Raw genomic sequence first — 22949 nt, 5'->3', positions numbered from 1 at the left:
GGCCGCGAACTCGATCGTCCCCGACGCCGCCGTGAACGCGATCGAATGTCATTTCCTCGTATCGTATCGGATATTCTGGTGATAGACGGGCTGTCGCAGTCGTTCTCGACATCCGGACTGTCAGCTGACCAAAAGACTCTATATGACTCGTCACAAGGCCCGAACGAAAGGGGTCCCTCGGACATGGCGAAAGACACAGTACGGTATCCGGACGAAGTCGTCGACGAGATTGACGCGCTCGTCGAGGACGGCGTCTTCGAGAGCAAGTCCGAGTTCTACCGCTTCTCCGCCGAGTACGTCCTCGCGCTCGTCAACGACGACTGGGAGCCCGAGACGTTCAACTACGGCGAGATCCGCGACGAACTCGACCTCCAGGAGGAGCCCGTACTCATCGGGGCCGACGGGGGCCGCGACTTCCTCAACGCCGTGATCACGGTCCGACGGCTCGGCCTGCGCAACGACTTCGCGGAGGCCGAGCAGTTCATCGACGAGAACTACGAGACGACCGACCGCTCGGGGATGATCCTCGAGGAACTGCTCCGGGTGTACCGCGACCGCGCCGAGGGCGGGTCCGGGTCCGGAGTCTGAGCCCCGACGCCGACGCCGGTTTTCCACCGATCGAGCCGACTCCGATCCGATCACGGACGCCGTCTCGACCGCCGACTCCGTTCTGACCGCCGACCGGTACCGTCTACACCCCTCCGTCCCCACGGACCCGTGTGCGACTCGAACGGTACTGGGGCGTCGGCCCGAAGACGGCCGAGACGCTCCGCGACTCACTGGGCGAGGAGGCCGCCGTCGCAGCCATCGAGTCTGCCGACGTGCGCGCGCTCGTCGACGCCGGCGTTCCGCGGGGGCGCGCGACCCGCGTGCTCCGCCGCGCGAACGGCGAGGCCGCGATGGACCTCTTCGGCACGCCCGACGCCCGCGACGTGTACGACGACCTGCTCGACCTCGCGGCGGGCTACGCCGTGACCGACCACGCGGCCGACCGGGTGCGCGTGCTCACTCCCCTCGCGAGCGACGAGCGCCGCGAGGACCGCCTCGACGACGTGATCGAGGCGCGCGACGCGTGGGCCAGCCTCGACGACGCCGACCGGGAGGCGGTGCTGTCGGCGTTCGCCGAGTACGACGACGCCGGCGGCACCGACCGCGCGGCCGTCGAGTGCGCGCTCGCGCTCCGGGCGGCGGGCCTGCGCGGGGGCACCTTCGCGGCGCTGGACGGCCTCGACGAGGACGCCCTCCGCGAGGCGGCCGACGCGCTCGCGGCCCTCTCGGGCGAGGGGGTCGCCGCCGGCGCGGACGAGCGCCTCGACCGACTGCGCGAGCGGGCCGACAGCGCCCGCGACCTCGCCGACTCGGCGTACGACGTGGTGGAGACGGTCCGCGAGCGCGGCGCGCGCGACGCCGACGCGTTCCAGTCGGCGGTCGTCGAGTACGTCGCCGGCGAGACGGGGCTCGATCGCGGGCGGGTCCAATCGGCCGCCCCCGACGAGGCCGTCGACTCGGCGGACTTCGTCGGCGCGACGCTTCGCACCCTCGCGGGCGAACTGGAAGCGGACGCCGAGGAACGGGCCGAGGCCGTGCGCGCGGACCTGGAGGCCGACGTGGAGGCCGCCGGCGCGGACGTGGCTGGCGTCGTCGACGCCGTCGCCGACATCGCCGTCCTCCTCTCGCTGGGGCGATTCGCCGCGGCACACGGCCTCTCGCGTCCGGTCCTCGGCGGCGACGGCGTCGCCGTCGCGGACGCGCGCAACCTCCTCCTCTCGGGGGAGGTACAGCCCGTCACCTACGGCGTCGGCGACCACTCGCTCGACATCACCGCGCCCGACGGGGACCGGGTCTCCGTGCTCACCGGGGCGAACTCCGGCGGGAAGACGACGCTGTTGGAGACGCTGTGCCAGGTGGTCGTGCTCGCGTCGATGGGGCTGCCGGTGCCCGCCGAGGCCGCCGAGATCGGTCGCTTCGACGCGGTCGTGTTCCACCGGCGGCACGCATCGTTCAACGCCGGCGTGCTGGAGTCGACGCTGAAGTCGGTCGTCCCGCCGCTGGTCGGCGAGGGCCGCACCCTGATGCTCGTCGACGAGTTCGAGGCGATCACGGAGCCCGGTCGGGCCGCGGACCTCCTGAACGGGCTCGTGGAACTGACCGTCGACCGCGGCGCGGTCGGCGTCTACGTCACCCACCTCGCGGCGGACCTCTCGCCGCTGCCGGCGGCCGCCCGGGTCGACGGGATCTTCGCGGAGGGGCTGACGAACGACCTGGAACTCCTCGTCGATTACCAGCCGCGCTTCGGCGTCGTCGGCAAGTCCACGCCGGAGTTCATCGTCTCGCGACTGGTCGCGAACGCCTCCGACCGCGCGGTCCGCCAGGGGTTCGAGGAACTCGCGTCGGCCGTCGGCGAGGAGGCAGTCCAGCGAACGCTCTCGGACGCCGAGTGGACGGCCCGCGAGAAGTAACGGAACCGCGTCCGACGACGCGGTCAGTCCGCGGTCGCGACCGGCGCGTCCGTCGCGTCCGTCGCCTCCGGGTCCGATCCGGCGGCGACCTCATCGACGCGGTCGTTCCGGAAGATGCCGCGGTGTTCGTGGACGACCCACGTGTACGGCACCTTCGCGGCGACGTCCATGAACGTCACGAGCATGGCGGTGCCGAGCGTCGAGACCAGCCCGAATCCGACCGGGCTCGCGAGCCAGATGACCGGATACAGCAGCCAGAGCACTCCGACCTGGTTGCGCAGGCGGAGGAACAGCCGCTTGCGCTCCGGCGTCGTCGTGTTCGCCCGCTTGGGATACTGGACGAACATGATGTACAGCATGAGGAAGAACGCCAGCGACGAGACCGCGAACCCGGCCCATCGGACCGTCCCGGTCGTCGTCGTTGCGACGAAGCCCGTCAGTATCATCAGCGCGTCGAGGCCGACGGCGCTGTACACGACCGATCGGTCGACGTCGACGACGTGGCCGACGTAGCCGACGAGCACCGGCGTCGTCACGAGCCAGTCGAGGTAGCGCATCCCCTCGACGTCGTAGCCGTTCACGGAGAACACGCCGATACCCAACGTCATCGACGCGTACGACAGCGTCGCGAACGCGGGGATCACGAGGAGGTAGCGGAACTGCCCGGCGTCGGAATCGAGCGTCTCGTCGCGCAGCAGCCACCAGACGACGACGATCCCGACCGCCATGCCGAGCGTTCCGGCACCGTACACGAGCGAACTGATGCCGTCGATCGAGGGGGTCAGCGCGTCCGCGATCATCGGCGGTCACCCCCGTCGGTTCGCCCCGACTCGTCCAACGGGTCGCCCCCGTCGCTCACAGCCGTCGGCGCGGACCCCGCGCTCCCGGCCGTGTCCGGATCGCTCCCAGCGGCGACGCGGTCGGTCCCGCGCGACTCGCGGAGTTCGAACTGCGAGAGCACCTCGATCAGGTCGCCCGAGCGCTCGCGGAACGCCTCCGACTCCTCGACGACGGCGTCGACGGCGGCCGACTGCTCGCTCGCGGCCGCGTTGGCCTCGGCGGCGCGGTCGGCGGTTCGGTCGCTGTTCTCCGCGAGGTCGTCGATCGTCTCGGACACGCCGACGGCCGCGGAGGCCTGCTCGGCCGTGGCGTCGCTGATCTCTCGGACGCCCTGGTCGAGGTCGTCGACGGCCTCGGCGATGTCGTCGAGTCGGTCGACCGCCTCCGCGACCGTGGTCGACCCGTCGCTCACCTGTTCGCTCGTCTCGCGGATCGCCTCGACGGCGCGCTCGGTCTCCGTGCGAACCTCGTCGATCATCCCCGCGATCGCGTCCGCGCGGTCGCCGGTGTCCTCCGCGAGGCTCTTGACCTCCTCGGCGACGACCGCGAACCCGTCGCCGTCGGCACCGCCCCCGCCGCCGGCGCGGGCCGCCTCGATCGACGCGTTGAGCGCGAGCAGGTTCGTCTGCTCGGCGATGTCGCGGATGAGCTCGGCCGCCTCGGTGATCTCGGCGGTCGCGTCGTCGAGCGTCTCGATCCTGTCGACCGCCTCGCTCATCGTCTCGTCCACGTCGCCCATCGTCTCGATGGCGTCGCCGGCGGCCGTCCGCGCCTCCGCGGAGGCGTCGGCGGCCTCGTCGGTCCGCTCGACGAGGTCCTCGGTCGTCGCGGCCACCTCCTCGGCGGTCGAGGAGAGGTCGGCCGTCTCCTCAGCGCCGGTCCGGGCGGTCGCGCGCTGCTCGTCGGTCGCGGCGTCGATGTCGTCGGTCGCCGCGAGCACGTCGGCCGTGCGGTCGTCGATCCGCTCTGCCGACTCGCGGACGTCGGTGGCCCCGTCGGCCACGTCGGTCGCGAACGTGTCGACGCGCGCGAGCGCGGCCTCCAGTTCGTCGACCGCGTCGTTGAACGCCTCGCCGACGGTCTCCATCGCCCGGTGGTCGTGGTCCACGTCCACGCGCCGCCGGAGGTCGCCGTCGGCGACCGCGCGCATGGTCTCGGCGTAGTCCGTCGCCGTCCGCTGGTAGTCGTCCGCCAGCGACTGCGCCCGCGCCTCCGCGGCTTCGGCCTCCGCGCGCGCCTCGTCGGCCTCCTCGATCCGCGTCGCCAGCGATCGTCGCATCCGGTCGACGGAACTGTACACGCGGCCCAACTCGTCCACGCGGGAGGTCCGCACCGCCACGTCGAGGTCCCCGTCGGCGATCGCCTCCGTCTGTTCCTCGAGCGTCCGCATCGAGACGACCGTGTTCGTCCCGAGGTACGCGCCCAACACCACCTGTCCGGCTGTCGCCATCAGTATCGTTCCGACGACGTTTCGCGTCACGAGCCCGTAGCCGACCACCGCACCCGTCGTGAGCGCGAAGCCAACCAGGAGCTTCGCCGCGAAACTCCGTCGAAGCAGTCGTACCATCTCGAGGGATCGCACGCGATTCTCACGTATCAAACCCACCCGCAAAATATCACATTCGAATACGCGACGTGTGGCGATCCCGAACCCGTTCCGCGGCGCTACCCGAACGCCCCGAGGCTCGACTGGATCTCGCGGTCGCTTCCCCCCTCGTGGAGTTCGTGGCCGACGAGGTCGCGCATGTCGACGGCGTACGTCGTGCCCCCGTTCTCCACGGCCAGGATCCGCCCCTTCGTCCCGATGACCGTGCCCGACGCCAGCGTCTCGCTCACCGGACGCTCCGCCAGATCGAGGCCGTACTCGAAGGAGAACGACGCCTCGTAGTCGACGCCGTCGAGCAGTCGCGCCCACGCGTCGCCGTCGACGGAGGCGGCTAGGCCGGCGACCTTCGTCGGGACGCGGACGCGGTCCGGGAGGCCGTCGTCCTCGCGCTCCTCGGTCGGCTCCCCCGCTCCGCGCTCCAGGCCGTGGGCCGCGATCCCGGCTTCGATCTCGCGGGCGATCCGGCCGTTCGCGACGGTTCGAAGGTGGATCGCTCGGTCCGCGCCCTGCTCGCGCAGGCGGGTGTCGAGACGCCACTCCTTCGTCACGCCCACCTTGAATATATCCGGGGCGAACGCGGCGACGTAGACCGCGTGGTCGTCGAAGCAGTCCATCTCGTCTTTCAGGCACGTCCCGGTACACCGAGCGCACACCCACGTCGACCGGTGCGCATCGCAGTAGGGCGCGGCCGCGGCGTCGCAGGCGACGTGTCCGCCCTCGTGGAGCGCGCCCGCACACCGCCGGTCGCCGAGTCGCCACGAGAGCTCGGTCCCGGGGTCGAGCGCGACGCGTTCGACGGCCGCGTCGTCGACCGACTCCCTCGGGGACGCGTCGCTGACGAACAGCGCGCCCGCCGGCGTCTCGTACCCCACGACCTGCACGCTGCGGCGTAGTCGCTCGGCGAGTAAAGCGGTGTCCTCTTCGGGCGACCCGTTTCGACGGCTCGAACCGAATGTTCCGTCTTCTACAATTGATAAAACGTTGTCCGAACTATAATTTGAATATAGATCGATAGTATTTTAATTGTGAGATGCGGTGCGAATATTGTCATGGTACACCGTGACGGGAGGACACGACGTGAGGTACTGCGAGCGACCGGCGCGGCGGTCGCCACGACCGGGCTGGCGGGGATGGCCGCCGGGTCGTCCGGGTCGTCGGGAACGGTCGAGGTGAACGTCGGGTACGCCGACGAGCGCGGGAAGCGCGCGGCGAGGGCGGAGGCCAGCGAGGTCGTCCGGGAGTTCGCCTTCGACGCGATGACGCTCCGCGTGAACGAGAACGCGATCTCGGGGCTCCGCACGCGTCCCGACGTGCGCTACGTCGAGGAGAACGGGACGATGCACGCGCTGGCTCAGCAGGTCCCCTGGGGGATCGACCGGACCGACTCGGAGGTCGCCCACGCGAACGGGGACACCGGTGCGGGCGCGGATGTGGCGATCATCGACACGGGGATAGACTCGGACCACCCGGACCTGGAGGCGAACCTCGGCTCCGGTCGGGCGTTCGTCTCCGCGCGCGGACCGTACGCCGAAGACTGGGACGACGACAACGACCACGGCACCCACTGTGCGGGCACCGCCGGGGCCGACGACAACGCCCAGGGCGTCGTCGGCGTCTCCACCGAGGCGACGCTACACGCGGTGAAGGTGCTCGACAAGCGCGGCTCCGGCAGCTTCTCCGACATCGCCGCCGGGATCGAGTACACGGCCGACCAGGGGTGGGACGTGGGCTCGATGAGCCTGGGGGCGTCCTCCGGCTCGCAGGCCGTGAAGGACGCCTGCACCTACGCTGAGGGGAAGGGGGTCTTCCTCGTCGCCGCCGCGGGCAACTCCGGCCCGTGCTCCGACTGCGTGGGCTATCCGGCGGCCTACAGCGAGGTCGTGGCGGTCGCCTCGTCGGCGAGCGACGACTCGCTGTCGGGGTTCTCCTCGACGGGTCCCGAGGTCGAGATGATCGCCCCGGGAACCGACGTCTACTCCACGATCCCGGGCGGCTACGACACCTTCTCGGGCACGTCGATGGCCTGTCCGCACGTCGCCGGCGCGGCCGGACAGCTGATGGCGAACGGCTACACCAACTCGGAGGCGCGCGCTCGGCTGACGGACACGGCCGAGGACATCGGCCTCGCGTCGAACGAACAGGGTGCCGGCCTGCTCGACACCGCCGCCGCGCTCGGCTACGATTCCGGGGACGACTGACCGGGACGGACGGGGACCCGCAGTTTCTTTTCGCGTCGCCGAGACTCGGACGTATGACCGACACGATCGACGCGAGCCTGACGGTCGCGCCGACCGAGCGGGGGGTCGACCTCACGCTGACGGTCGAGAACACGGGGACGGAGCCGGTGGAGCTGTCGTTCGCGGACGGCCAGCGCGCGGAGTTCGTCGCCCGCGGGGTCGGCGACGAGGACCGCGCGGGCAACGACGACCGCGTGAGCAACGAGGACCGCGCGAGCAACGACGACCGGGCCGGCGACGACTCGGGGAACGCCGCAAGCGAGGCGTGGCGCTGGAGCGAGGGGCGGGCGTTCGCGATGGCGCTCGGGAGCGACTCGCTCGAGCCGGGTGAACGCGTCGCCTACGACGCCGAGTGGCCGTCGCCGCCGGCGGGCGAGTACGAGGTGACCGGGTCGCTCTCGGCGACGAACGCCGACGCGACGGCGTCGATGACCGTCGTCGTTCCGGCGGAGTAAACGTCGGCGCTCGCCCCGCTCACCGCAGTTCCGCCAGCAGGTCGCGGGTGGCGGCGCGGACGGCGTCGTCGCTGGAGGCGGGCGGCTCCCAGCCCAGCGCCGAGAGCTTCTCGATCGAGAGGCGCATCTTCGGCACGTCGCCCGTCCAGCCGCGGTCGCCGCCGGTGTAGCTGTAGGCGGGGTCGAGGTCCATCTCTTCGGCGACGATGTCGGCGATGCGGTTCACCGAGGTCGTGGTTCTCGAGCCGAGGTTGTACGTGTTGAGGTCGCGCTCGGCGTGTTCGACGACGTGGCACATCGCGTCGACGCAGTCGGTGACGTGGAGGTAGGACTTCTCCTGGCGGCCGTCGCCGAGGATCTCCAGTTCGTCGGGGTCGGCCTGGAGCTTCTGGATGAAGTCGGGGACGACGTTGCCGCGCTGGTACGGGCCGACGATGTTGGCGAAGCGGTACACCCACGCGGTGAAACCGTAGCTCTTGGCGTACGTGGAGACGAGCGCTTCGTCGGCGAGCTTCGAGGAGCCGTAGATGCTGATCGGTTCGAGGGGCGCGTAGTCCTCCGGGGTGGGTCGGGGGGCCTCGCCGTAGACGGTCGAGGAGGAGGTGAACGCGAGGTTCGAGACGCCGGCGTCCGCCATCGCCTGGAGGACGTTGTACGTCATCTCGGTGTTCTCCTCGAACAGCCGGCGGTCGTCGTCGAAGTTCGTGTCCGTGTAGGCGGCGAGGTGGAAGACCACGTCGAGGTCGGCCGTCACCGCCTCGCGCGCCTCGGCCTCGTCGGTGAGGTCGGCCTCGACCACGTCGACGCCGTCGGGGATGCGGTCGCGCTCGCCCTTCGAGAAGTCGTCGGCGACGCGCACGTCGGCGTCGAGTTCGGACTGAAGGTGGTCCGCGAGGTGCGAGCCGATGAGGCCGCCGCCGCCCGTGACGAGCGCGGTCGATCCGGTCAGGTCCATGTGTGTGCGGCCGCGAGGTCGCCGAAAGTGTCTTGCGGTCCGACGCGACGAGGGGTGGCCGGGGGCGGTCCGTGGGGGGCGGTTGCGGTCGCAGTCGCCGATGTCGTCGCGGTCGCCGATGTCGTTGCGGTTGCGGTCGCTGTCGTCGATGTCGTCGCGGTTGCGGTCGCAGTCGTCGATGTCGTCGCGGTTGCGGTCGCAGTCGCCGATGTCGTCGCGGTCGCCGTCGTCGGATCTACGCCTCCGATCTCGACGGGAGCGGCTCGTCGATCTCGAGGAGGTCGGCGCTGGTCTCCCACAGCCGACGCTGGGCGTGACGGTCCCGTGCGGGCGTCGACGGCTGTTTCGGACGCATGTCCGCGTAGTACCGCCCCGAGTCGGTCGCCACCTCGTCGGCGACCGCGAGGTACACGGCCGTCGCGGCCCCGTCGGCCGGCGTGGTGACGAACGGGAGCCGGTCGACGACGCCGCCCAGCGCCGACAGCGGTCCCGGGAGGTCGCGAAGGAACCCCGATCCGGGGACGAATCCGGGGTGGAAGCAGTTGGCGGTGACGGAGCGGTCGTCGCGCTCCTCCAGCCGCCGGGCGAGTTCGGCCGTGAACTGGAGGTTCGCCAGCTTCGAGCGCTGGTAGGCCCGCCACGCCGAGTAGCCGTCGATCGATTCGACCGACTCCAGGTCGATCTGATCTCCTCGATGCGCTTCCGAGGCGGTCGTCACGACGCGGGCGTCCTCGGCGAGGTCGTCGAGCAGGTCGGTCGTGAGCTGGAACGGCGACAGGTGGTTCACGTGGAAGGTGTACTCGACCCCGAGGTCGGTCAGGTGGGCGTCCCGAAAGTAGCCGCCGGCGTTGTTGACGAGGATGTCGAGGCCGCCGGCGTCGCCGTCGGCGTCGTCGGGGTCGTCGCGGGCGGCCGCGATCGTCCGGGTCGCGTCCGCCAGCGCTGCCACGTCGTCGGGGTCGGCGAAGTCCGCGCGGACGAACTCGGCGGTCCCCTCGTTGACGGCGTCCTCGACCGTATCGACGACCTCGCCGCCGGCCTCGGCGTCGCGTCCGTGGACGATCACGTGTGCGCCGAGTCGGCCGAGCGCGAGCGCGGTCTCGCGGCCGATGCCGCTGGTCGATCCGGTCACGAGCGCCGTCTGCCCGACCAGCCGTTCGTCGTCGACGCCGGCGACGTCCTCGGGATAGTTTCGCATGAACAACGAGTGGGGTCGACGGCGTTTATCGCCTGCGGCGGCGACTCCCCGCTCACGCGACCCCGGCCCGCGCGGACTCCCGAGCGGGTCGGCCGGAAGCGAACCGCCCTTACGCCGCCGCGTCGACGCTCCGGTATGAGCGACGACGTCGTCGTCCTCCGGTACGGCCACCGCCCCGGGCGTGACGACCGGATGACGACTCACGTGGGGCTGACGGCGCGGGCCCTCGGTGCCGACCGGGTGATCCTCCCGGACAACGCCGGCCAGTCCGCCGAGACGATCCGCGACATCACCGACCGCTTCGGCGGGCCGTTCGCCGTCGAACTGCGCGACGACCAGCGGGCGGTCACCCGCGACTGGACGGGGACGGTGGTCCACCTCACGATGTACGGCGAGCGCGTGCAGGACGTGGAAGCGGCGGTCCGCGCCGACTCCGTCGCCGCCGGCGAGCCCCTGTTGGTCGTCGTCGGCGGCGAGAAGGTGCCGTTCGACTTCTACGAGGCGGCCGACTACAACGTCGGGGTGACGAACCAGCCCCACTCGGAGGTGGCGGGTCTCGCGGTGTTTCTCGACAGGCTGTTTGAGGGCGAGGAACTGGAGCGCGCGTGGGAGGACGCCGACCGGCGTGTGATCCCGCAGGAGACGGGGAAGAAAGTGGTCGACCCTGAGAGCGTACGAGACGAAAACGACGACGCGTGATGCGCCTCGTCTAGTGGTCGTCCTCGCGCCACTTCTGCCCGCACTCGGTGCAGGTGAAAAAGCGCGTCTCGGACTCGTCGGCCGAGCGGATCTGCTTCATCTCGTAGCGCACGGTCTGCACCTCGTCGCACTCGGGGCACTTCTGTTCGACCGTCGGGCCGACCTCGGACTGGTCCATCTCGGAGACGTCGACCACGGTCGAGCCCTCCTGTCCCTGCGTCGTCGTCATCGCCGCCTCCGTCGCCTCGTCGCGAAGCTCCTCGTGCCCGCACGACCCGCAGACCCACGTGTCGTCCTCGGCTTTCATCATCGATCCGCACTCGTCGCAGAATTGCATGTCCCCTCGGTCCGCCGTCTTCGTACTTAAGCCCCGGGTTCTCCCCGGAACCGCGCCGACCGCGACGACCGCGGCCGGACGGTAGCCGGCGACAGCGACGACTCCGACCGGACGACGCTCGCCGGCGACCCCTCAGCCGTCCCCCTCGGACTGTCCGGGTTCGCCGACCGCCTCGACCGGCAGGACGTTGTTGAGGTCGGCGTACAGATCGTTGGCCGAGTCGAACGTCTCGCTGGGACACTCGGCGACGTACTCGCCGAGGTTCCCGTCGCCGTCCGAGAACCGGAGCGTCACGTCGGCGAACCGCTCCGCCGCCTGCTCGCGATCGACGGGATAGGTCAACTCATCGAACAACGACTCCACCCGAGACAGCCTGACCGTGGTCATGTGCGTCGATCCTACGCTCCCGGGGGATATCATCGTAGTGTCGGATCCCGGTCGTTCTGCGATCGATTGGGTGCTCGCTGATAGTGGCTGCACACACGCGCTCCCGAGGACACGGCGACGCCGGTCACTCGAGGGGGAAGGCCAGCATCGGTCACTCACTCCCTCAATGGAGCATATCGAGCAGGAAGATGACGAGGAAGCCGACGAAGAAGAGCGTCGTCGACACCGGCGTCTCGGGGACCTTCCCGGCCTTCACGAGCAGTTCCTCCGTGACGAGATACAACAGGGCGGCCGAGCCGAACGCGAGGATGATCGCGATCGGAGCGCCGGTCACCCCGTCAAGTGCGAGCACGCCTCCGGTGACTCCGGCCGTGAGCAGCAGCCCGAACGTCAGCGGAACCGCGAGCTTCTTGACCACGCCCATATCCGCCGGCAACGCGACGACGCCGGCGACCCCCAGAAAGAGCACCTCGATGGCCAGCGCGACGGCGATGATGACGCCGGTGTCGGGATTGTCGAGGAAGGTGACCCCGATCAGGACTCCGTCGATGAGCATGTCGATACCGACGGTGATGAGCAGCCCGGTCGCGCCCGCGAACTGTCCGCCGATATCGCGCTTCTCGATGGTCTTGCTCAGGTGGTGGATCCCCAGCATCGTCACGACCCCGATGGCGAACCCGAGCACGACGATCACGGGTGCCCGACCGTGAACTTCCGGCAGGAGCTCGGCGGCCACGGCGGCGATAACGACTCCGGCCGCGAAGTGTTGGATGTTGCTCTCCATCTGCGGCCCCGGAGGATAGTAGACGGCGATCAGTCCGCCGACCAAGGCGGCTACGACCGCGAGCGCCGTGTACGACAGCGCCTGCATCAGTACCATGCGGATCAGTCCTGACGGACGCGTAAAGAATCTTGACTAGACTGCGATCACTCGAAGTCGGGGTCGCGCTTGTTGACGAACGCGTCCATCCCCTCGCGCTGGTCGGGCGTCCCGAACAGCCCCGAGAACACGCGCTTCTCGTAGGTCAGTCCGTCCTCCAGGCTCATTCCGTAGGAGGCGTTGATGGCCTCCTTGGCGGCCGCGAGCGCGAACTGCGGCTGGGCCGCCAGGTCGGCGGTCAGCTCGTCGATCCGCGACTCCAACTGATCGTGGGCGACGACCTCACCGACGAGCCCGTACTCGCGGGCGTCGGTCGCGTCGATGCGCTCGCCGAAGAGGATCAGCCGACGGGCGACCTCGTCGTCGACGAGCCGGGGGAGCCGCTGGGTGCCGCCCCAGCCGGGCACGATCCCGAGGTCGATCTCCGTCTGTCCGAAGACGGCGTTCTCGGCGGCGACGCGCAGGTCACACGCCAGCGCGAGCTCGCAGCCGCCGCCGAAGGCGTACCCGTTGACCGCCGCGATGGAGGGCGCGGGGAACGTCTCCAGCGAGCGGGCGATGTCGTGGCCCAGTTCGGCGTACGCCTGCGCCTCCGGCGTGTCGAGGTCCTTCATGTAGGAGATGTCCGCGCCGGCGATGAACGCCTCCTCGCCCGCGCCGGTGAGCACGAGCGCGCGCGGGTCGGCGTCCTCGGCCTCCGCGACGGCCGCCTGGAGCGCCTCCAGCGTCTCGACGTTCAGCGAGTTCAGCTTCTCGGGTCGGTCGACGGTGATCGTGGCCACCTCGTCGGCGATGTCGAGGGTGACTGTGTCTGAATCGGGCACGCGCGGTGCGTCTCCGTCCCGCACCGTAACCCTTCCCCATCCAACAGACGACGCCGGTAGTCCGGGGCGATTTTCCACCGGTCGGTCGGTGGCCGTCCCATCGCCCGAACCGGGAGGCCCAAATACTCCCCCGGGCAAGCCTCCGGCGATGAGCGACCTCACCGACGAGGAACTGGAGCGCCTCGCCGACGTGGTTCGACTCCAGCCGACGAAGAACAGCGAACTCGGCGATCGGTGGGGGATGGACAGCGGCAGCGACGTGCACGGCTACCTGGAGAACCACCTGCAGGACTACTACTACCGCGACGACGACAGCCTGATCCGGGCGACGAGCGAGGCCGCCGAGCTCACCGGAGCCGAGCCCGGCGTCGTCGACGACGAGAACGACCCGAACGCGGTTCCCGAGCGGATCACGGTGCCCGAACTCCACGCGCAGGTGTACCGCGTCCTCGCCGATCACGACGAGCGCTCGGAGTCCGTCGTGTCGGTGCTGAACAAGCTCCGCGAGGAGTTCGGCGTCGACCCGGAGGCCGGCGACGTGCGCCGCGCGCTCCAGAGCCTCCGGCGCAAGAACGTCGTCGAAGTCGTCTACCGGACGGTGCCGACGTTCAAGCTCGCGGTCCCCCGCGAGGACGTTGCGGTCGCCGTCGGCGACGAGGCGTAGCCCCGGCGGTCACGAGCCATCTCCCGTGACGCGCTCGCGCTCCCGCTCGCGCCGTCGCTCCAACAGCGCCCGGATTCCCTTGCCCGGACCGCCCTCGACCGGCCAGCCGCCGGTGCGCCATCGCGGCGGCTCCGGCGAGAACGACCCGCAGCCGCCCTTACACTCGGCGGCCGTGGGAACGCGTTCCTTCGCCGCGCAGTACGGGACGAGCGCGCGAGCCTCGCGGCGGAGCTCGAAGTGCCTGCAGTCGGGACGCATCGTCTCACGAAACGAACGCCACCCCTTGCCGTACGCGCGCTCGGCCAGCAGCAGCCGGGTCCGCGGGTCGCCGTCGGCGTCCAGCGTCGTCGGGTGCCAGACCACCTCGGGGGCGTCGGCGTCGACGCCGTCCGCGAAGTCGAACTCCAGGACGCCGACCTCGACGGGCATGTCCTCCAGCAGCGCCGGCGAGACGCGGTCGCCCGTAGCGCCCGTGGCGACCCACACCTCGTCCGCGAGCCCAGACGCCACGTCGTGGGCGAGCTGGTCCGCGAGAGCGGCGGCGGCGCTGGCGTCGAGATCCGGCTTGTTCTCGATCGCGATCACCCGCTCGACCCAGTCGGGGTACTCGCGGACGCCTCGGAACTCGATACGGCCGTTCGCGCCGCGGCGCTCCTCGACGAGGTCGCGGGCGGCCGCCCGATGGACCGCCTCCCGAACGTACCGCCACGGAAAGCCGGGGTCGTCGAGCGCGTCGCGGTACCACGTCCAACTGGCCGGCGCGCCGCGGACGACTCGCAGGAGATCTGAGTCGAGGCTGCGCCCGCCGAAGCGCCGGCGCGTCGCGAACGCCTCGGGGTCGACCTCGAGGACGACGGTGTCCCAGCGCCGCTCGCGCGTGCCGAGCTGTCGGGCGACGACGGCCGGTCTGCGACCCGCCGCCGGATGCCACGCCAACTCGGCCCAGCGGCTCACGAGCAACTCGAAGGCGAACTCGCTGTCGCCCGCGCCGGGAAACACGTCCGGCCGTGCGTTCGACACGGACAAACTGATTTCGGTGTCGCCGCGCCGGCAGCGCGCCGCGTCAGCCCTCGGAGGGCTCCGGTTCTAACATGTAGCCGTCCGCCTCGGTCGCCTCCAGGCGGTCGAGGTAGTCGTGAGCCTCCTCGAGGATCTCCCGGGGACCGTCTTGGGTGATGGTGTTGAGCGCCTGCTCGTAGTCGCGCCACTGCAGGTCGCGATGTTCAGTCGACAGCTCCGCGGAGGCCTCGAACGAGTGGGCGATGAACAGGTGCACCGTCTTGTGGATGGTGTTCCCGCCGGCCTCGAACACGTAGTCGTACTCCTCACGGAAGCCGTCGATGAGGCGGAAGTCTTCGACCCCCGCCTCCTCCGTCACTTCTCTGATCGCCGTCTGCTGGAGCTCCTCTTCCCCTTCGACCCCGCCCTTGGGAAACTCCCAGTCCCCGGGTCGGCTCTTCAGGAGCAGGTACTCCCTGCGGCCGCGGGTGTCGCGGAAGAGGATGGCTCCAGCGCTAGTCGCTTCGACCGGCATTGGCGACAAATAAGCTACCCCGGTTCAAGAGTATGTCGGAGCCGAGACCGCGCGATAGCGCCCGACGAGGGCCGAACGACCCTGAACACCGGCCGCGTTGTCGACGATCGTGTGACCGGTCCCCGCGGGGGCCGCCGGTAGATGCGTTTTTCCCGCTCGGGCGAATCGGGACGTGTAGACCCCCAGCTCATGACCTTCGTAACCAAGCTCCGGTTCCAAAGCGGGGACCGAGCCGCGCTCGACGACACCGTGAACAGCTTACGCGAGATGCTCGAACGAAAGGGTGCCGAGTGCAAGGGCCCTCACACCGAGCCCGCAGAGCGCATCTCCGTCCCGCTGTACGAGGGACTCTCCTCGGGCGACGAACTCGGCGACTGGACGTTCGAGGTGTTCGCGCGCCGCCTGGAGATCCACGGCAACGACCACATCGCCCGCGAGGTCGGTCACATGGACTTCCCCGACTCCGTCCACGTCGAGATCGAACTCGAACGAAAGAAGCCGCTCGGCTACCGACAGAACTGAGCGACCGACCGTCGACCGCAACGAGCTTCCTGAAGTGCACGTCCACGTCAACGCCGCCGTCTCCGTCGACGGAAAGCTCTCCTCGCGCCGCCGCGAGCAGGTGCGGATCAGCGGCGCGGACGACTTCGACCGCGTCGACCGGATCCGCGCGGCCGCCGACGCGGTCCTCGTCGGCGTCGGCACGGTGCTCGCCGACGACCCGCGCCTCACGCTCGACGAGGAGGACCGCCGCGTCCAGCGCCTCCGCAACGGCCGTCCCGGGAGCCCCGCGCGCGTCGTCGCCGACTCGCGCGCAAGGACGCCGACGGACGCGCGGATCCTCGACGACGCCGCGACCACCTACCTGCTCGTCGGCGACGGGGCCGACCCCGACCGGCTCGCGGCCCTCCGCGACGCCGGCGCAGAGATCGTCGCCGCCGGTGGGGGGGCGGGCGACGACGACGCCGGGAACGGCGGTCGCGTCGACCTCGCGGCCGCCCTCGACGCGCTCGAACGCGAGGGCATCGATCGCCTCATGGTCGAGGGCGGCGGCGAAGTCATCTTCTCGCTGTTCGAGGCGAACCTCGTCGACGAGCTCACGGTGTACGTCGGGTCGCTCGTTATCGGCGGCCGCGACGCCCCGACGCTCGCCGACGGCGAGGGGTTCGTCGACCCCGACTCGTTTCCCCGGCTCACACTCGTCGGCGTCGACCGCGTCGACGACGGGGTACTCCTCTCGTACGAGAGTTGAAATAGGGAGACGCGACCACACCGGCCGTGTACTGACGACCGCCGTCCGTCGACACGCGGCCGTGCGACTCGCCGACGGACGCCGCGACTGCGAGTCGCCTGTTCGCCACCGACGCGACAGCGGTCGCTGTGCGCCCGAGCGCCCGCGACCGCGGGAACGTTGCGGTCGTGCGCGCGGTCGACATTCACGTGGAACGGTTATCACCACGACTCGCGAACGGACGGGTATGAGCAGTCAAACTCCCGCGAACGAGCCCGTTCACATCGAAAGCGAGGACCAGTTCGCGGAGATGACCGGACGGGGACTGGTGCTCGTCGACTACCACGCCGACTGGTGCGGTCCGTGCAAGATGCTCGAACCGACCATCGAGGAGGTCGCCGAGGAGGTCGAGGATCTCACGGTGCTGAAGGTCGACGTCGACGAGTTCCAGGGGCTCGCGAGCCAGGCCGGCGTCCGCGGCATCCCCGCGCTCCAGTTCTTCGCCGACGGCGAGTCGGCCGAGCGACTCGTCGGCGTCCAGGAGAAAGACGACATCCTGCGCGTCGTCGAATCGCTTCGATAGACTACCACCTCCGACCGACGGAGCGACCGTCTCGAACCGCTTAGACGACGGGATCGAACGCGTCGACGAGCGCCTCGTGTGCCTCGCCGTTAGAGGCGATCAGCCCCTCAGAGCCGGGCGTCCAGCGGTCGCCGTGCACGTCGGTCGCCGTGCCGCCGGCCCGTCGCACGATGTGGACGCCCGCGGCGGTGTCCCAGTCGCTGAGCTCGACTGTCGAGACGGCGGCGTCGATCTCGCCGGTCGCGACGCCCGACAGCGCCGCCTGTGCGCAACCGAACCTCCGGAGGTCGCCGAACTCCGTCATCACGGTCTCCGCCACGCGAACCAACTCTCGCCGGTGGCGCGCGGAGAGCCCGAATATGGGGTTTACCGCGAACGATTTCGGGTCGCTCCGATCGCGCACGGTCGCCGACTCGCCGTTCCTGCGGGCCACGTCGTCGCCGGCGACGTACAGGTCGTCGGTCGCGGGGGCGTAGTTGGCCGCCGCGATCGGTTCGCCGTCGCGACACACCGCCACGCTGGTCATCCAGACGCGGTTGCCCCCGACGTAGTTGGTCGTCCCGTCGATGGGATCGACGACCCACGCGACGCCCGACTCGGGGACTCGTTTCAGCGCGTCGTCCTCCTCGCCGACGACGGCGTCGTCGGGGTACGCGTCGGAGACGTGTTCGAAGACGTGGCTCTGCACCGCGCGATCGACCGCCGTCACCGCGTCCATCGGCCCGTCGGCTTTCGTCTCGACCGTCAGCTCCGAGCGGAACGAGTCGAGCGCGACTCGGCCACCGCTCTCGGCGGCGGCGATGCAGGTGTCGAGACGATCGGTCGCGTCGGCGTCGTCGCCCGCGCGGTCGCCGGAGTCGTCCATAGCGACGCCTCGGGCCCGCGCTACTAACCTCGGTCGGTCCGGCCGCGCCCCGCGCTACTCGACTCGGCCGACGGCAACCTCGTGGTCGGCCCGCGCGGCGTGGCCGTCGGCGATAGCGGCGGCCGAGTCGGCACTCGAACGAAGGGATTCGGTCGGGCAGTTGCGACACACCACGTGGAACAGTTGATCGGGCATTACGACGGGAAACGGATCCCCCGCCATTTGGTATTCTCCGGCTAACCGACGGTCTCGTCCGCTCTGCCGGCGGCTACGACCGGCGGTGCCGAATCACCCTCACGCCGACTCGACCGACCCGGTCTCCGGATCCGGACGCACGTCGGCGGCTCGCGAGCGCGCCCGTTCGACGACGGCCGGCGGGGCCTCGAACTCCAGGTCCACTTGCTCGCCGTCGTACGACTCGCGCTCGACATGTCCGTTGTCGTGGACCCACGAGACGAGACTCATCGCGTCGTCCGACAGCGGTAACACCAGCCGCTCGCGCCGCCAGTCGGGAAGCTCCGCCTCGACGCGCTCGCGGAGTCGGTCGATCCGCTCGCCCGTCAGTCCCGAGACGGGGACCGGATTCGGCGCGAGTGCCGACAGCGCCTCGCGCTTGCGACGGAGTTCGTCGTCGTCGAGGCGGTCCGCCTTGTTGAACACGGTGACGATGGGGGCCTCGTTTCGCTCGTACAGCGTGTCGTGGGAGGTGACGAGCTTCTCGCGCATCTGCTCGACCGGCTCGCTGGCGTCGACCACGAGCAACACGAGGTCCGCGTGATACACCGAGTCGAGCGTCGACTTGAACGACTCCACTAACCAGTGAGGGAGATCCGAGATGAACCCCACCGTATCGGTGAGGAGCACGTCGCGCTTGCCCGTGTTCGCCCGTCGCGTCGTCGTTCCGAGCGTCGTGAACAGCTGGTTCTGCGACTCGGCCGTCGAGTCGATGTCCGGGTGCCGCTCGGCGTTCTCGTCCACGTCGAGATCGTCGGCCAGCCGGCGCAGCAGCGTCGATTTCCCGGCGTTCGTGTACCCCGCCAGCGCGACGAGGTCGAACCCCGACTCGCGGCGCTGTTCGCGACGCTTCTCCTCGGTCTCGGCGATGGCGTCCAACTCGTCGTCGATCCGGCTGATCTGGGCCTTGATGTCGCGTTCGCGCGACTCGTCGTACTCGCCCAGTCCCATGAACCCGGGCCGCTCGTCGCGCTTGGCGAGGCTCGCTTTCACCTCCGCGCGCGGCAGTTCGTACCTGAGCTCGGCGAGCTCGACCTGCAGTTGCGCCTTGCGGGTCTGTGCGCGCTGGCCGAAGATGTCGAGGATGAGCGTGAAGCGGTCGACCACCTCGACGCCCTCGGGAAGCTTTCCGCCGATGTTGAACGTCTGATAGGGGCCGACCTCGTTGTCGATGATCACCACGTCGGCGTCCTCGCGCTCGACCAGCCGCGCGAGTTCGTCGACCTTCCCCTCCCCGAAGTGGTAGGCGGCGTCCTGATCGCGCGTCTGCGTGAGCGAAGCGGTCACCTCGTAGCCGGCCGCGCTGGCCAGTTCCGTTATCTCCGTCAGGTCGGCTCGCCCGCGGTCCACCCGCTTTGCGACGACGGCGCGCTCGGCCTCGTCGGTATGACGGTCAGGGATGGCGGGCCTCCACCTCGCGGTCGGTCGCGCGTGACTGTGTGTGCATACGCGCGGGTACGCGGTCGGAGGACTTCAATTCCGCGCCGTCGCGGTCGGTCGACCGCCCACGGCGTCGACCGATCCCGTCCGGAGACTGGTCCGACCGGCGTCCGCCACGTCGTCCGAGCGGCGTTCGTCGTACCGATCGATCAGTATCGGACACGCGTTCGCCCCACAAACGACTTAACCGGGGACGGCCCACACCGCGGTATGCCAGGACCGGAAGTGCTCGTACAACTGGATCTCGACCCCCAGAAGCTCGGGCTCGAACTCGGCACGGGGGCCGTAATCGGGGGGATCATCGGGTTCGCGGCCAAGAAGGTCGCGAAGCTCATCGCGGTGATCGTCGGGCTGGAGCTCGCGCTGTTCAAGTTCCTCGAGTCCCGGGAGATACTGACCGTGAACTGGGAGAAGCTCGGCGGGACCTTCGAGTCGCTGGGCTCGGCCGCGACCGCCGACGCCCCGCCCTCGTGGGTAGAGACGATCCTCTCGACGCTGTCGGTGTCCGCTGGGTTCACCGGCGGCTTCTTCGTCGGCTTCAAGCGGGGGTAGCGCCCGCACCTCGACCGCGGTAGCGACCGGGCTGATGAGAGATCGCGACCGCGTCGGCGACACCGCCGACCGCGACACCGCCACCGCCGACCGCGACGGCGACGCTCACCGACGGCTGATCTCGTCTTCCTCCTTCACGACGCGAGTCTCGGCCTCGCCGCTCGACACCTCGTTCACGAGGTCGTAGAAGTCGTTCTGGAGCCCCGCGGGGAACGTGACGACGCCCACCCACGAGCCGTCGGCCTGCCACTCCTCGCGCTCGAGGTCGCCGAACTCGCGCACCTTCGCCTGTCCGGAGCCGGCGTAATCGGCGGGCAGCTGCACCGCGACCGTCACCTCGTCGAACCGGATCGGGATCACCGGTCGCAGGGCGTCGAGTGCGTCGTCGATCTGGTTCTCGACGGGATCCATCGGGTCGACCGTGAACCCCGCCTCCTCCAGCGCGCGCTCGATGCGCTCGGGCGGGTGAGGCGCGTCGTCCATCTGGGGGTTCACCGCGTTTCGGGTGATCCGGTTGATGAGCTGTTTCCGCTTCTGTTCGAGCATCTCCTGGCGCTGCTCGGCGGTTATCTGGATCTCCCCGCGCTCGACGACCTCCGGGATGATCTCCATCGGGTCGGTCGTACCGAACACCTCCTCGACGTCCTCCTCGGGCGGTCGGTCGCCCCGCGAGGCGTTCTCGAAGACGTCCTCGGCGGCGATCACGTCCTCGAGGTCGCCCTCGAACTCACCGCGCTTGATCTCCAGGGCGGCGTCGGGGTCGATCAGGACCTCGAAGCGCGTGCCGTGGGACTCCAGCCGTGCGGTGACGGCCTCGTCGAGTGATATCATGGGTGGTGATTCCCGGCCCGTGACTAAAAGGTATCCGGCGGACGCAATCGGGACAGCCGAGGCGGCCGTGGCTTACTCCAGAACCGTCTTCTCCTTCGTCACCACCTCCACGTCCGTGATCCGCGTGTCGGGGTAGCCACCCGTCGCGTCCTTCTCGGCGGCCTTCACCATGTCCCAGACCGTGTTGAGCCCGGTCGTAACGCCCTCTAACGCCTCCATCTCGCAGCCCGTCTTCCCGGTCGTCTCGACGGCGACCTCCAGGTCGATCCGGTCGTCGCGGACCGCGAAGTCGGTGTCGACGTTCGTGATCGGGATCTGGTGACACATCGGGATCGTCTCCCAGGTGTGTTTCACCGCCTGCACAGCGCCGATCCGGGCGGTCGCGAGCACGTCGCCTTTCTGCACCTCGTCGTCGCGGACCGCCTCGATCGTCGACTCGGTGAGATGGATCGTCCCGCGCGCGACCGCCCGGCGAGAGGAGTCGGGTTTCTCGCCGACGTTCACCATCTGCACGTCGCCAGCGTCGTCGGTGTGAGTTAACTCGTCGTCGCTCATGTCACTCACCTTCGTCGCGGAGGGCTTGTGGGATCCGGTCCGGGAGGTCGGAGGCGGCCAGGCCGGTTCCGAACTCCTCGGCGGCGGCGTCGCCGGCGCGACCGTTCGCCCACGCTGCCAGCGCGGCCGCCTGAAGCGACGACTCGATCTGGCTCGCGAGCGCGCCGGTCACGCCGGCGAGCACGTCGCCGGTCCCCCCGACGGTCATGCCCGGGTTGCCGGTGCGGCCGACCCTGGTCTCCTCGCCGTCGCTGATCACGTCGTACCTCCCCTTCACAAGCACGGTGTGACCCGACTCGCCCGCGAACTCCGATACGAGGTCGGCGCGCTCGCGCCAGTCGTCGGCCGTCTCCCCGCCCATTCTCCGGAGTTCGCCCTGATGGGGCGTGCAGATCAGGTCGGCGTCGGTGTCGACCTCGGGGACGACCTGCAGCGCGTCGGCGTCGACGACGGCGCGGCCGTCGTATTCCGCGAGGAACTCCCGGACCGCGTCGAGGGTCGCCTCGGCGCTGCCGAGTCCCGGGCCGAAGACGACCGCGTCCTGATCGGCCGCGAGGTCGAGCAGGCCGTCGACGTGGGGGGGCGCGAGGTGGTCTCCGTCGAACGGGCGGACGATGAGGTCGGGGCCGTACCCCTGGATCTCGCGGGCGACCGCCTCCGGACAGGCGACCCGGACGAGGTCCGCGCCGGCCCGGAGGGCGGCCTCGGCGGCGAGCGCGGGCGCGCCGGTGTAGGGGCCGCCGCCGACGACGAGCACCTCGCCGTTGTCTCCCTTGTGGGAGTCGGCCTCGCGCCGGAGCGCGAGCAGGTCGCCCGGGCCGACGAACGTCTCCGCTCCCTCGGGGATCCCGATGTCCGCGACGATCACCTCACAGCCGAGGCGTGCGAGACCGGGCTTCTCGTCGTGGAAGGTGACGACCGCATCCGCGTCGACGGCGGCGCTCGTGCCGTCCGCGTCGGCCGGGTCGGCCGGGTCGGCCACGTCAGTCGCGTCGCCGACGGGTTCACCGGTGTCGGCGTCGACGCCGGAGGGAACGTCGACCGAGACGACGGACACGTCCGCGGGCGCGTCGTTTACTGCGTGAGCGACGGTCGCCTCCGGCTCTCGCAACGCGCCCGTCACGCCCGTTCCCAGCATCGCGTCGACGACGAGGTCCGGGTCGTGGTCGTCGAGGTCGAACTCGCGGGAGTCGGTCACCGTTCGGGTCGGACGGTCGCTCTCGACGAGCGCGTCCCAGTTCTCGCGGGCGATGTCGGTGCGGATCGCTCCCGGCCGCCCCAGCAGGAGCGTCAGCGTGTCGAACTCGTCGAGGAACCGCGCCGCGACCATCGCATCGCCACCGTTGTTGCCGCGCCCGCAGATCAGAAGCACTCGGTCGCCCGGCTCCGCCCGTTCCCGGACCGCGCGGGCGACGGCGTTGCCCGACGACTCCATGAGCTGTTTGCGGGGGACGCCGAGGGCCGCGGCGTTGCGGTCGACCATCGCCATCCGCTCGGAGGTGATCATCGTTCGCTCGGCGGTTCGTCGCCGACGCGGTAAAACGCGGGGGTGAGCGGCTCCGGACCGACGCCAGTGACGCCGA

The 22949-nt window shown here is 70.0% G+C and carries 27 protein-coding genes; 10 read left to right on the top strand and 17 right to left on the bottom strand.

Annotated elements, in window-relative coordinates; translation table 11 throughout:
• Positions 1 to 183: 183 nt before the first annotated feature.
• Together Hbl1158_RS11270 and Hbl1158_RS11265 are read left to right on the top strand one after the other, a co-directional pair.
• Complete coding sequence (locus tag Hbl1158_RS11270; protein ID WP_234297349.1) at positions 184 to 588, top strand: CopG family transcriptional regulator; 405 nt, start codon at positions 184 to 186, stop codon at positions 586 to 588.
• Positions 589 to 719: 131 nt separating this feature from the next.
• The gene (locus Hbl1158_RS11265) at positions 720 to 2459 is read left to right on the top strand and encodes a DNA mismatch repair protein (RefSeq protein ID WP_234297348.1); all 1740 of its coding nucleotides are present in this window, start codon (positions 720 to 722) and stop codon (positions 2457 to 2459) included.
• Between the two features lie 23 nt (positions 2460 to 2482).
• Here the strand turns inward: Hbl1158_RS11265 and Hbl1158_RS11260 are convergent, their stop codons facing one another.
• From Hbl1158_RS11260 to Hbl1158_RS11250, 3 genes are all read right to left on the bottom strand, one after another.
• On the bottom strand, positions 2483 to 3259 hold the full coding sequence (locus Hbl1158_RS11260; RefSeq protein WP_234297347.1) for a bacteriorhodopsin: 777 nt from the start codon (positions 3257 to 3259) through the stop codon (positions 2483 to 2485).
• On the bottom strand, positions 3256 to 4866 hold the full coding sequence (locus Hbl1158_RS11255; protein ID WP_234297346.1) for a HAMP domain-containing methyl-accepting chemotaxis protein: 1611 nt from the start codon (positions 4864 to 4866) through the stop codon (positions 3256 to 3258). Before Hbl1158_RS11255 ends, Hbl1158_RS11260 begins: the two co-directional genes overlap by 4 nt.
• 98 nt (positions 4867 to 4964) lie before the next feature.
• On the bottom strand, positions 4965 to 5786 hold the full coding sequence (locus Hbl1158_RS11250) for a DUF2797 domain-containing protein (RefSeq protein WP_234297345.1): 822 nt from the start codon (positions 5784 to 5786) through the stop codon (positions 4965 to 4967).
• Between the two features lie 168 nt (positions 5787 to 5954).
• Between Hbl1158_RS11250 and Hbl1158_RS11245 the strand changes: the two genes are divergently transcribed.
• Both Hbl1158_RS11245 and Hbl1158_RS11240 read left to right on the top strand, forming a co-directional pair.
• On the top strand, positions 5955 to 7103 hold the full coding sequence (locus Hbl1158_RS11245; RefSeq protein ID WP_234297344.1) for a S8 family peptidase: 1149 nt from the start codon (positions 5955 to 5957) through the stop codon (positions 7101 to 7103).
• Positions 7104 to 7156: 53 nt separating this feature from the next.
• Positions 7157 to 7597: a BsuPI-related putative proteinase inhibitor gene (locus Hbl1158_RS11240; protein WP_234297343.1), complete on the top strand. Its 441-nt coding sequence runs from the start codon at positions 7157 to 7159 to the stop codon at positions 7595 to 7597.
• 19 nt (positions 7598 to 7616) lie between these two features.
• Here Hbl1158_RS11240 and Hbl1158_RS11235 read toward each other — a convergent pair whose 3' ends face one another.
• Positions 7617 to 8552: an NAD-dependent epimerase/dehydratase family protein gene (locus Hbl1158_RS11235; RefSeq protein ID WP_234297342.1), complete on the bottom strand. Its 936-nt coding sequence runs from the start codon at positions 8550 to 8552 to the stop codon at positions 7617 to 7619.
• Positions 8553 to 8787: 235 nt separating this feature from the next.
• Positions 8788 to 9750, bottom strand: coding sequence for an SDR family NAD(P)-dependent oxidoreductase (locus Hbl1158_RS11230; RefSeq protein WP_234297341.1), 963 nt, complete (start codon positions 9748 to 9750; stop codon positions 8788 to 8790).
• A 135-nt stretch (positions 9751 to 9885) separates the two neighbouring features.
• Between Hbl1158_RS11230 and Hbl1158_RS11225 the strand changes: the two genes are divergently transcribed.
• The gene (locus Hbl1158_RS11225) at positions 9886 to 10449 is read left to right on the top strand and encodes a tRNA (cytidine(56)-2'-O)-methyltransferase (protein WP_234297340.1); all 564 of its coding nucleotides are present in this window, start codon (positions 9886 to 9888) and stop codon (positions 10447 to 10449) included.
• Positions 10450 to 10459: 10 nt separating this feature from the next.
• Here Hbl1158_RS11225 and Hbl1158_RS11220 read toward each other — a convergent pair whose 3' ends face one another.
• From Hbl1158_RS11220 to Hbl1158_RS11205, 4 genes are all read right to left on the bottom strand, one after another.
• Positions 10460 to 10786 (bottom strand): transcription factor S, encoded by a 327-nt coding sequence (locus tag Hbl1158_RS11220; protein WP_234297339.1) that lies wholly within the window; start codon positions 10784 to 10786, stop codon positions 10460 to 10462.
• Positions 10787 to 10918: 132 nt separating this feature from the next.
• Positions 10919 to 11173, bottom strand: coding sequence for a hypothetical protein (locus Hbl1158_RS11215; protein ID WP_234297338.1), 255 nt, complete (start codon positions 11171 to 11173; stop codon positions 10919 to 10921).
• Between the two features lie 163 nt (positions 11174 to 11336).
• Positions 11337 to 12053: a hypothetical protein gene (locus tag Hbl1158_RS11210; RefSeq protein WP_234297337.1), complete on the bottom strand. Its 717-nt coding sequence runs from the start codon at positions 12051 to 12053 to the stop codon at positions 11337 to 11339.
• 47 nt (positions 12054 to 12100) lie between these two features.
• Entirely contained in the window at positions 12101 to 12877 is a 777-nt protein-coding gene (locus tag Hbl1158_RS11205) for an enoyl-CoA hydratase-related protein (RefSeq protein ID WP_234297336.1), read from the bottom strand.
• A 148-nt stretch (positions 12878 to 13025) separates the two neighbouring features.
• Here Hbl1158_RS11205 and Hbl1158_RS11200 point away from each other — a divergent pair, with 148 nt between their 5' ends.
• Entirely contained in the window at positions 13026 to 13541 is a 516-nt protein-coding gene (locus tag Hbl1158_RS11200; RefSeq protein ID WP_234297335.1) for a DUF5797 family protein, read from the top strand.
• Between the two features lie 9 nt (positions 13542 to 13550).
• On the opposite strand, the gene Hbl1158_RS11195 is transcribed toward Hbl1158_RS11200, so the two are convergent.
• Positions 13551 to 14540, bottom strand: coding sequence for a DUF5787 family protein (locus Hbl1158_RS11195; RefSeq protein WP_234297334.1), 990 nt, complete (start codon positions 14538 to 14540; stop codon positions 13551 to 13553).
• A 64-nt stretch (positions 14541 to 14604) separates the two neighbouring features.
• A complete protein-coding gene (locus tag Hbl1158_RS11190; protein ID WP_234297333.1) occupies positions 14605 to 15075 on the bottom strand; it encodes an NUDIX domain-containing protein in 471 nt (156 codons plus the stop codon).
• Between the two features lie 189 nt (positions 15076 to 15264).
• Between Hbl1158_RS11190 and Hbl1158_RS11185 the strand changes: the two genes are divergently transcribed.
• The 3 genes from Hbl1158_RS11185 to trxA all read left to right on the top strand — a co-directional run bounded on the left by Hbl1158_RS11185 (position 15265) and on the right by trxA (position 16889).
• Positions 15265 to 15597: an uS10/mL48 family ribosomal protein gene (locus tag Hbl1158_RS11185; protein ID WP_234297332.1), complete on the top strand. Its 333-nt coding sequence runs from the start codon at positions 15265 to 15267 to the stop codon at positions 15595 to 15597.
• A gap of 34 nt (positions 15598 to 15631) precedes the next feature.
• On the top strand, positions 15632 to 16327 hold the full coding sequence (locus Hbl1158_RS11180) for a 2,5-diamino-6-(ribosylamino)-4(3H)-pyrimidinone 5'-phosphate reductase (RefSeq protein WP_234297331.1): 696 nt from the start codon (positions 15632 to 15634) through the stop codon (positions 16325 to 16327).
• 226 nt (positions 16328 to 16553) lie between these two features.
• A complete protein-coding gene (gene trxA, locus Hbl1158_RS11175; RefSeq protein ID WP_234297330.1) occupies positions 16554 to 16889 on the top strand; it encodes a thioredoxin in 336 nt (111 codons plus the stop codon).
• Between the two features lie 40 nt (positions 16890 to 16929).
• On the opposite strand, the gene Hbl1158_RS11170 is transcribed toward trxA, so the two are convergent.
• The 3 genes from Hbl1158_RS11170 to hflX form a co-directional block, all read right to left on the bottom strand.
• Positions 16930 to 17754, bottom strand: a complete 825-nt coding sequence (locus Hbl1158_RS11170; protein ID WP_234297329.1) for an inositol monophosphatase — start codon at positions 17752 to 17754, stop codon at positions 16930 to 16932.
• A gap of 54 nt (positions 17755 to 17808) precedes the next feature.
• Positions 17809 to 17949 carry a hypothetical protein gene (locus Hbl1158_RS11165; protein ID WP_234297328.1) on the bottom strand — a complete coding sequence of 47 codons (141 nt, stop codon included), beginning with the start codon at positions 17947 to 17949 and terminating at the stop codon, positions 17809 to 17811.
• Positions 17950 to 18048: 99 nt separating this feature from the next.
• Entirely contained in the window at positions 18049 to 19389 is a 1341-nt protein-coding gene (gene hflX / locus Hbl1158_RS11160; RefSeq protein WP_234299521.1) for a GTPase HflX, read from the bottom strand.
• Between the two features lie 249 nt (positions 19390 to 19638).
• On the opposite strand from hflX, the gene Hbl1158_RS11155 reads away from it, so the two are divergent.
• A complete protein-coding gene (locus tag Hbl1158_RS11155) occupies positions 19639 to 19980 on the top strand; it encodes an FUN14 domain-containing protein (RefSeq protein WP_234297327.1) in 342 nt (113 codons plus the stop codon).
• A gap of 105 nt (positions 19981 to 20085) precedes the next feature.
• On the opposite strand, the gene Hbl1158_RS11150 is transcribed toward Hbl1158_RS11155, so the two are convergent.
• From Hbl1158_RS11150 to Hbl1158_RS11140, 3 genes are all read right to left on the bottom strand, one after another.
• On the bottom strand, positions 20086 to 20811 hold the full coding sequence (locus Hbl1158_RS11150) for a ribosome assembly factor SBDS (RefSeq protein WP_234297326.1): 726 nt from the start codon (positions 20809 to 20811) through the stop codon (positions 20086 to 20088).
• A gap of 72 nt (positions 20812 to 20883) precedes the next feature.
• Positions 20884 to 21366: a cyclic pyranopterin monophosphate synthase MoaC gene (gene moaC, locus Hbl1158_RS11145; protein ID WP_234297325.1), complete on the bottom strand. Its 483-nt coding sequence runs from the start codon at positions 21364 to 21366 to the stop codon at positions 20884 to 20886.
• 1 nt (position 21367) lies between these two features.
• Positions 21368 to 22873 (bottom strand): NAD(P)H-hydrate dehydratase, encoded by a 1506-nt coding sequence (locus tag Hbl1158_RS11140; protein WP_234297324.1) that lies wholly within the window; start codon positions 22871 to 22873, stop codon positions 21368 to 21370.
• Positions 22874 to 22949: the final 76 nt, after the last annotated feature.

Source organism: Halobaculum sp. CBA1158, from assembly GCF_021431925.1.
Lineage (GTDB): Archaea > Halobacteriota > Halobacteria > Halobacteriales > Haloferacaceae > Halobaculum.
The sequence above is the reverse complement of the archived record's forward strand: the minus strand, read 5'-3'. Positions and strand labels throughout refer to the sequence as shown.

Coding starts and splice junctions, on each gene's coding strand:
- trxA (WP_234297330.1), top strand. CDS start 16,554: ATGAGCAGTCAAACTCCCGCGAACGAGCCCGTTCACATCGAAAGCGAG.
- Hbl1158_RS11200 (WP_234297335.1), top strand. CDS start 13,026: ATGAGCGACCTCACCGACGAGGAACTGGAGCGCCTCGCCGACGTGGTT.
- Hbl1158_RS11235 (WP_234297342.1), bottom strand. CDS start 8,552: ATGGACCTGACCGGATCGACCGCGCTCGTCACGGGCGGCGGCGGCCTC.
- Hbl1158_RS11215 (WP_234297338.1), bottom strand. CDS start 11,173: ATGACCACGGTCAGGCTGTCTCGGGTGGAGTCGTTGTTCGATGAGTTG.
- Hbl1158_RS11170 (WP_234297329.1), bottom strand. CDS start 17,754: ATGGACGACTCCGGCGACCGCGCGGGCGACGACGCCGACGCGACCGAT.
- Hbl1158_RS11220 (WP_234297339.1), bottom strand. CDS start 10,786: ATGCAATTCTGCGACGAGTGCGGATCGATGATGAAAGCCGAGGACGAC.
- Hbl1158_RS11150 (WP_234297326.1), bottom strand. CDS start 20,811: ATGATATCACTCGACGAGGCCGTCACCGCACGGCTGGAGTCCCACGGC.
- moaC (WP_234297325.1), bottom strand. CDS start 21,366: ATGAGCGACGACGAGTTAACTCACACCGACGACGCTGGCGACGTGCAG.
- Hbl1158_RS11230 (WP_234297341.1), bottom strand. CDS start 9,750: ATGCGAAACTATCCCGAGGACGTCGCCGGCGTCGACGACGAACGGCTG.
- Hbl1158_RS11185 (WP_234297332.1), top strand. CDS start 15,265: ATGACCTTCGTAACCAAGCTCCGGTTCCAAAGCGGGGACCGAGCCGCG.
- Hbl1158_RS11155 (WP_234297327.1), top strand. CDS start 19,639: ATGCCAGGACCGGAAGTGCTCGTACAACTGGATCTCGACCCCCAGAAG.
- Hbl1158_RS11140 (WP_234297324.1), bottom strand. CDS start 22,873: ATGATCACCTCCGAGCGGATGGCGATGGTCGACCGCAACGCCGCGGCC.
- Hbl1158_RS11240 (WP_234297343.1), top strand. CDS start 7,157: ATGACCGACACGATCGACGCGAGCCTGACGGTCGCGCCGACCGAGCGG.
- Hbl1158_RS11165 (WP_234297328.1), bottom strand. CDS start 17,949: ATGCCCGATCAACTGTTCCACGTGGTGTGTCGCAACTGCCCGACCGAA.
- Hbl1158_RS11225 (WP_234297340.1), top strand. CDS start 9,886: ATGAGCGACGACGTCGTCGTCCTCCGGTACGGCCACCGCCCCGGGCGT.
- Hbl1158_RS11260 (WP_234297347.1), bottom strand. CDS start 3,259: ATGATCGCGGACGCGCTGACCCCCTCGATCGACGGCATCAGTTCGCTC.
- Hbl1158_RS11255 (WP_234297346.1), bottom strand. CDS start 4,866: ATGGTACGACTGCTTCGACGGAGTTTCGCGGCGAAGCTCCTGGTTGGC.
- Hbl1158_RS11210 (WP_234297337.1), bottom strand. CDS start 12,053: ATGGTACTGATGCAGGCGCTGTCGTACACGGCGCTCGCGGTCGTAGCC.
- Hbl1158_RS11245 (WP_234297344.1), top strand. CDS start 5,955: ATGGTACACCGTGACGGGAGGACACGACGTGAGGTACTGCGAGCGACC.
- Hbl1158_RS11190 (WP_234297333.1), bottom strand. CDS start 15,075: ATGCCGGTCGAAGCGACTAGCGCTGGAGCCATCCTCTTCCGCGACACC.
- Hbl1158_RS11270 (WP_234297349.1), top strand. CDS start 184: ATGGCGAAAGACACAGTACGGTATCCGGACGAAGTCGTCGACGAGATT.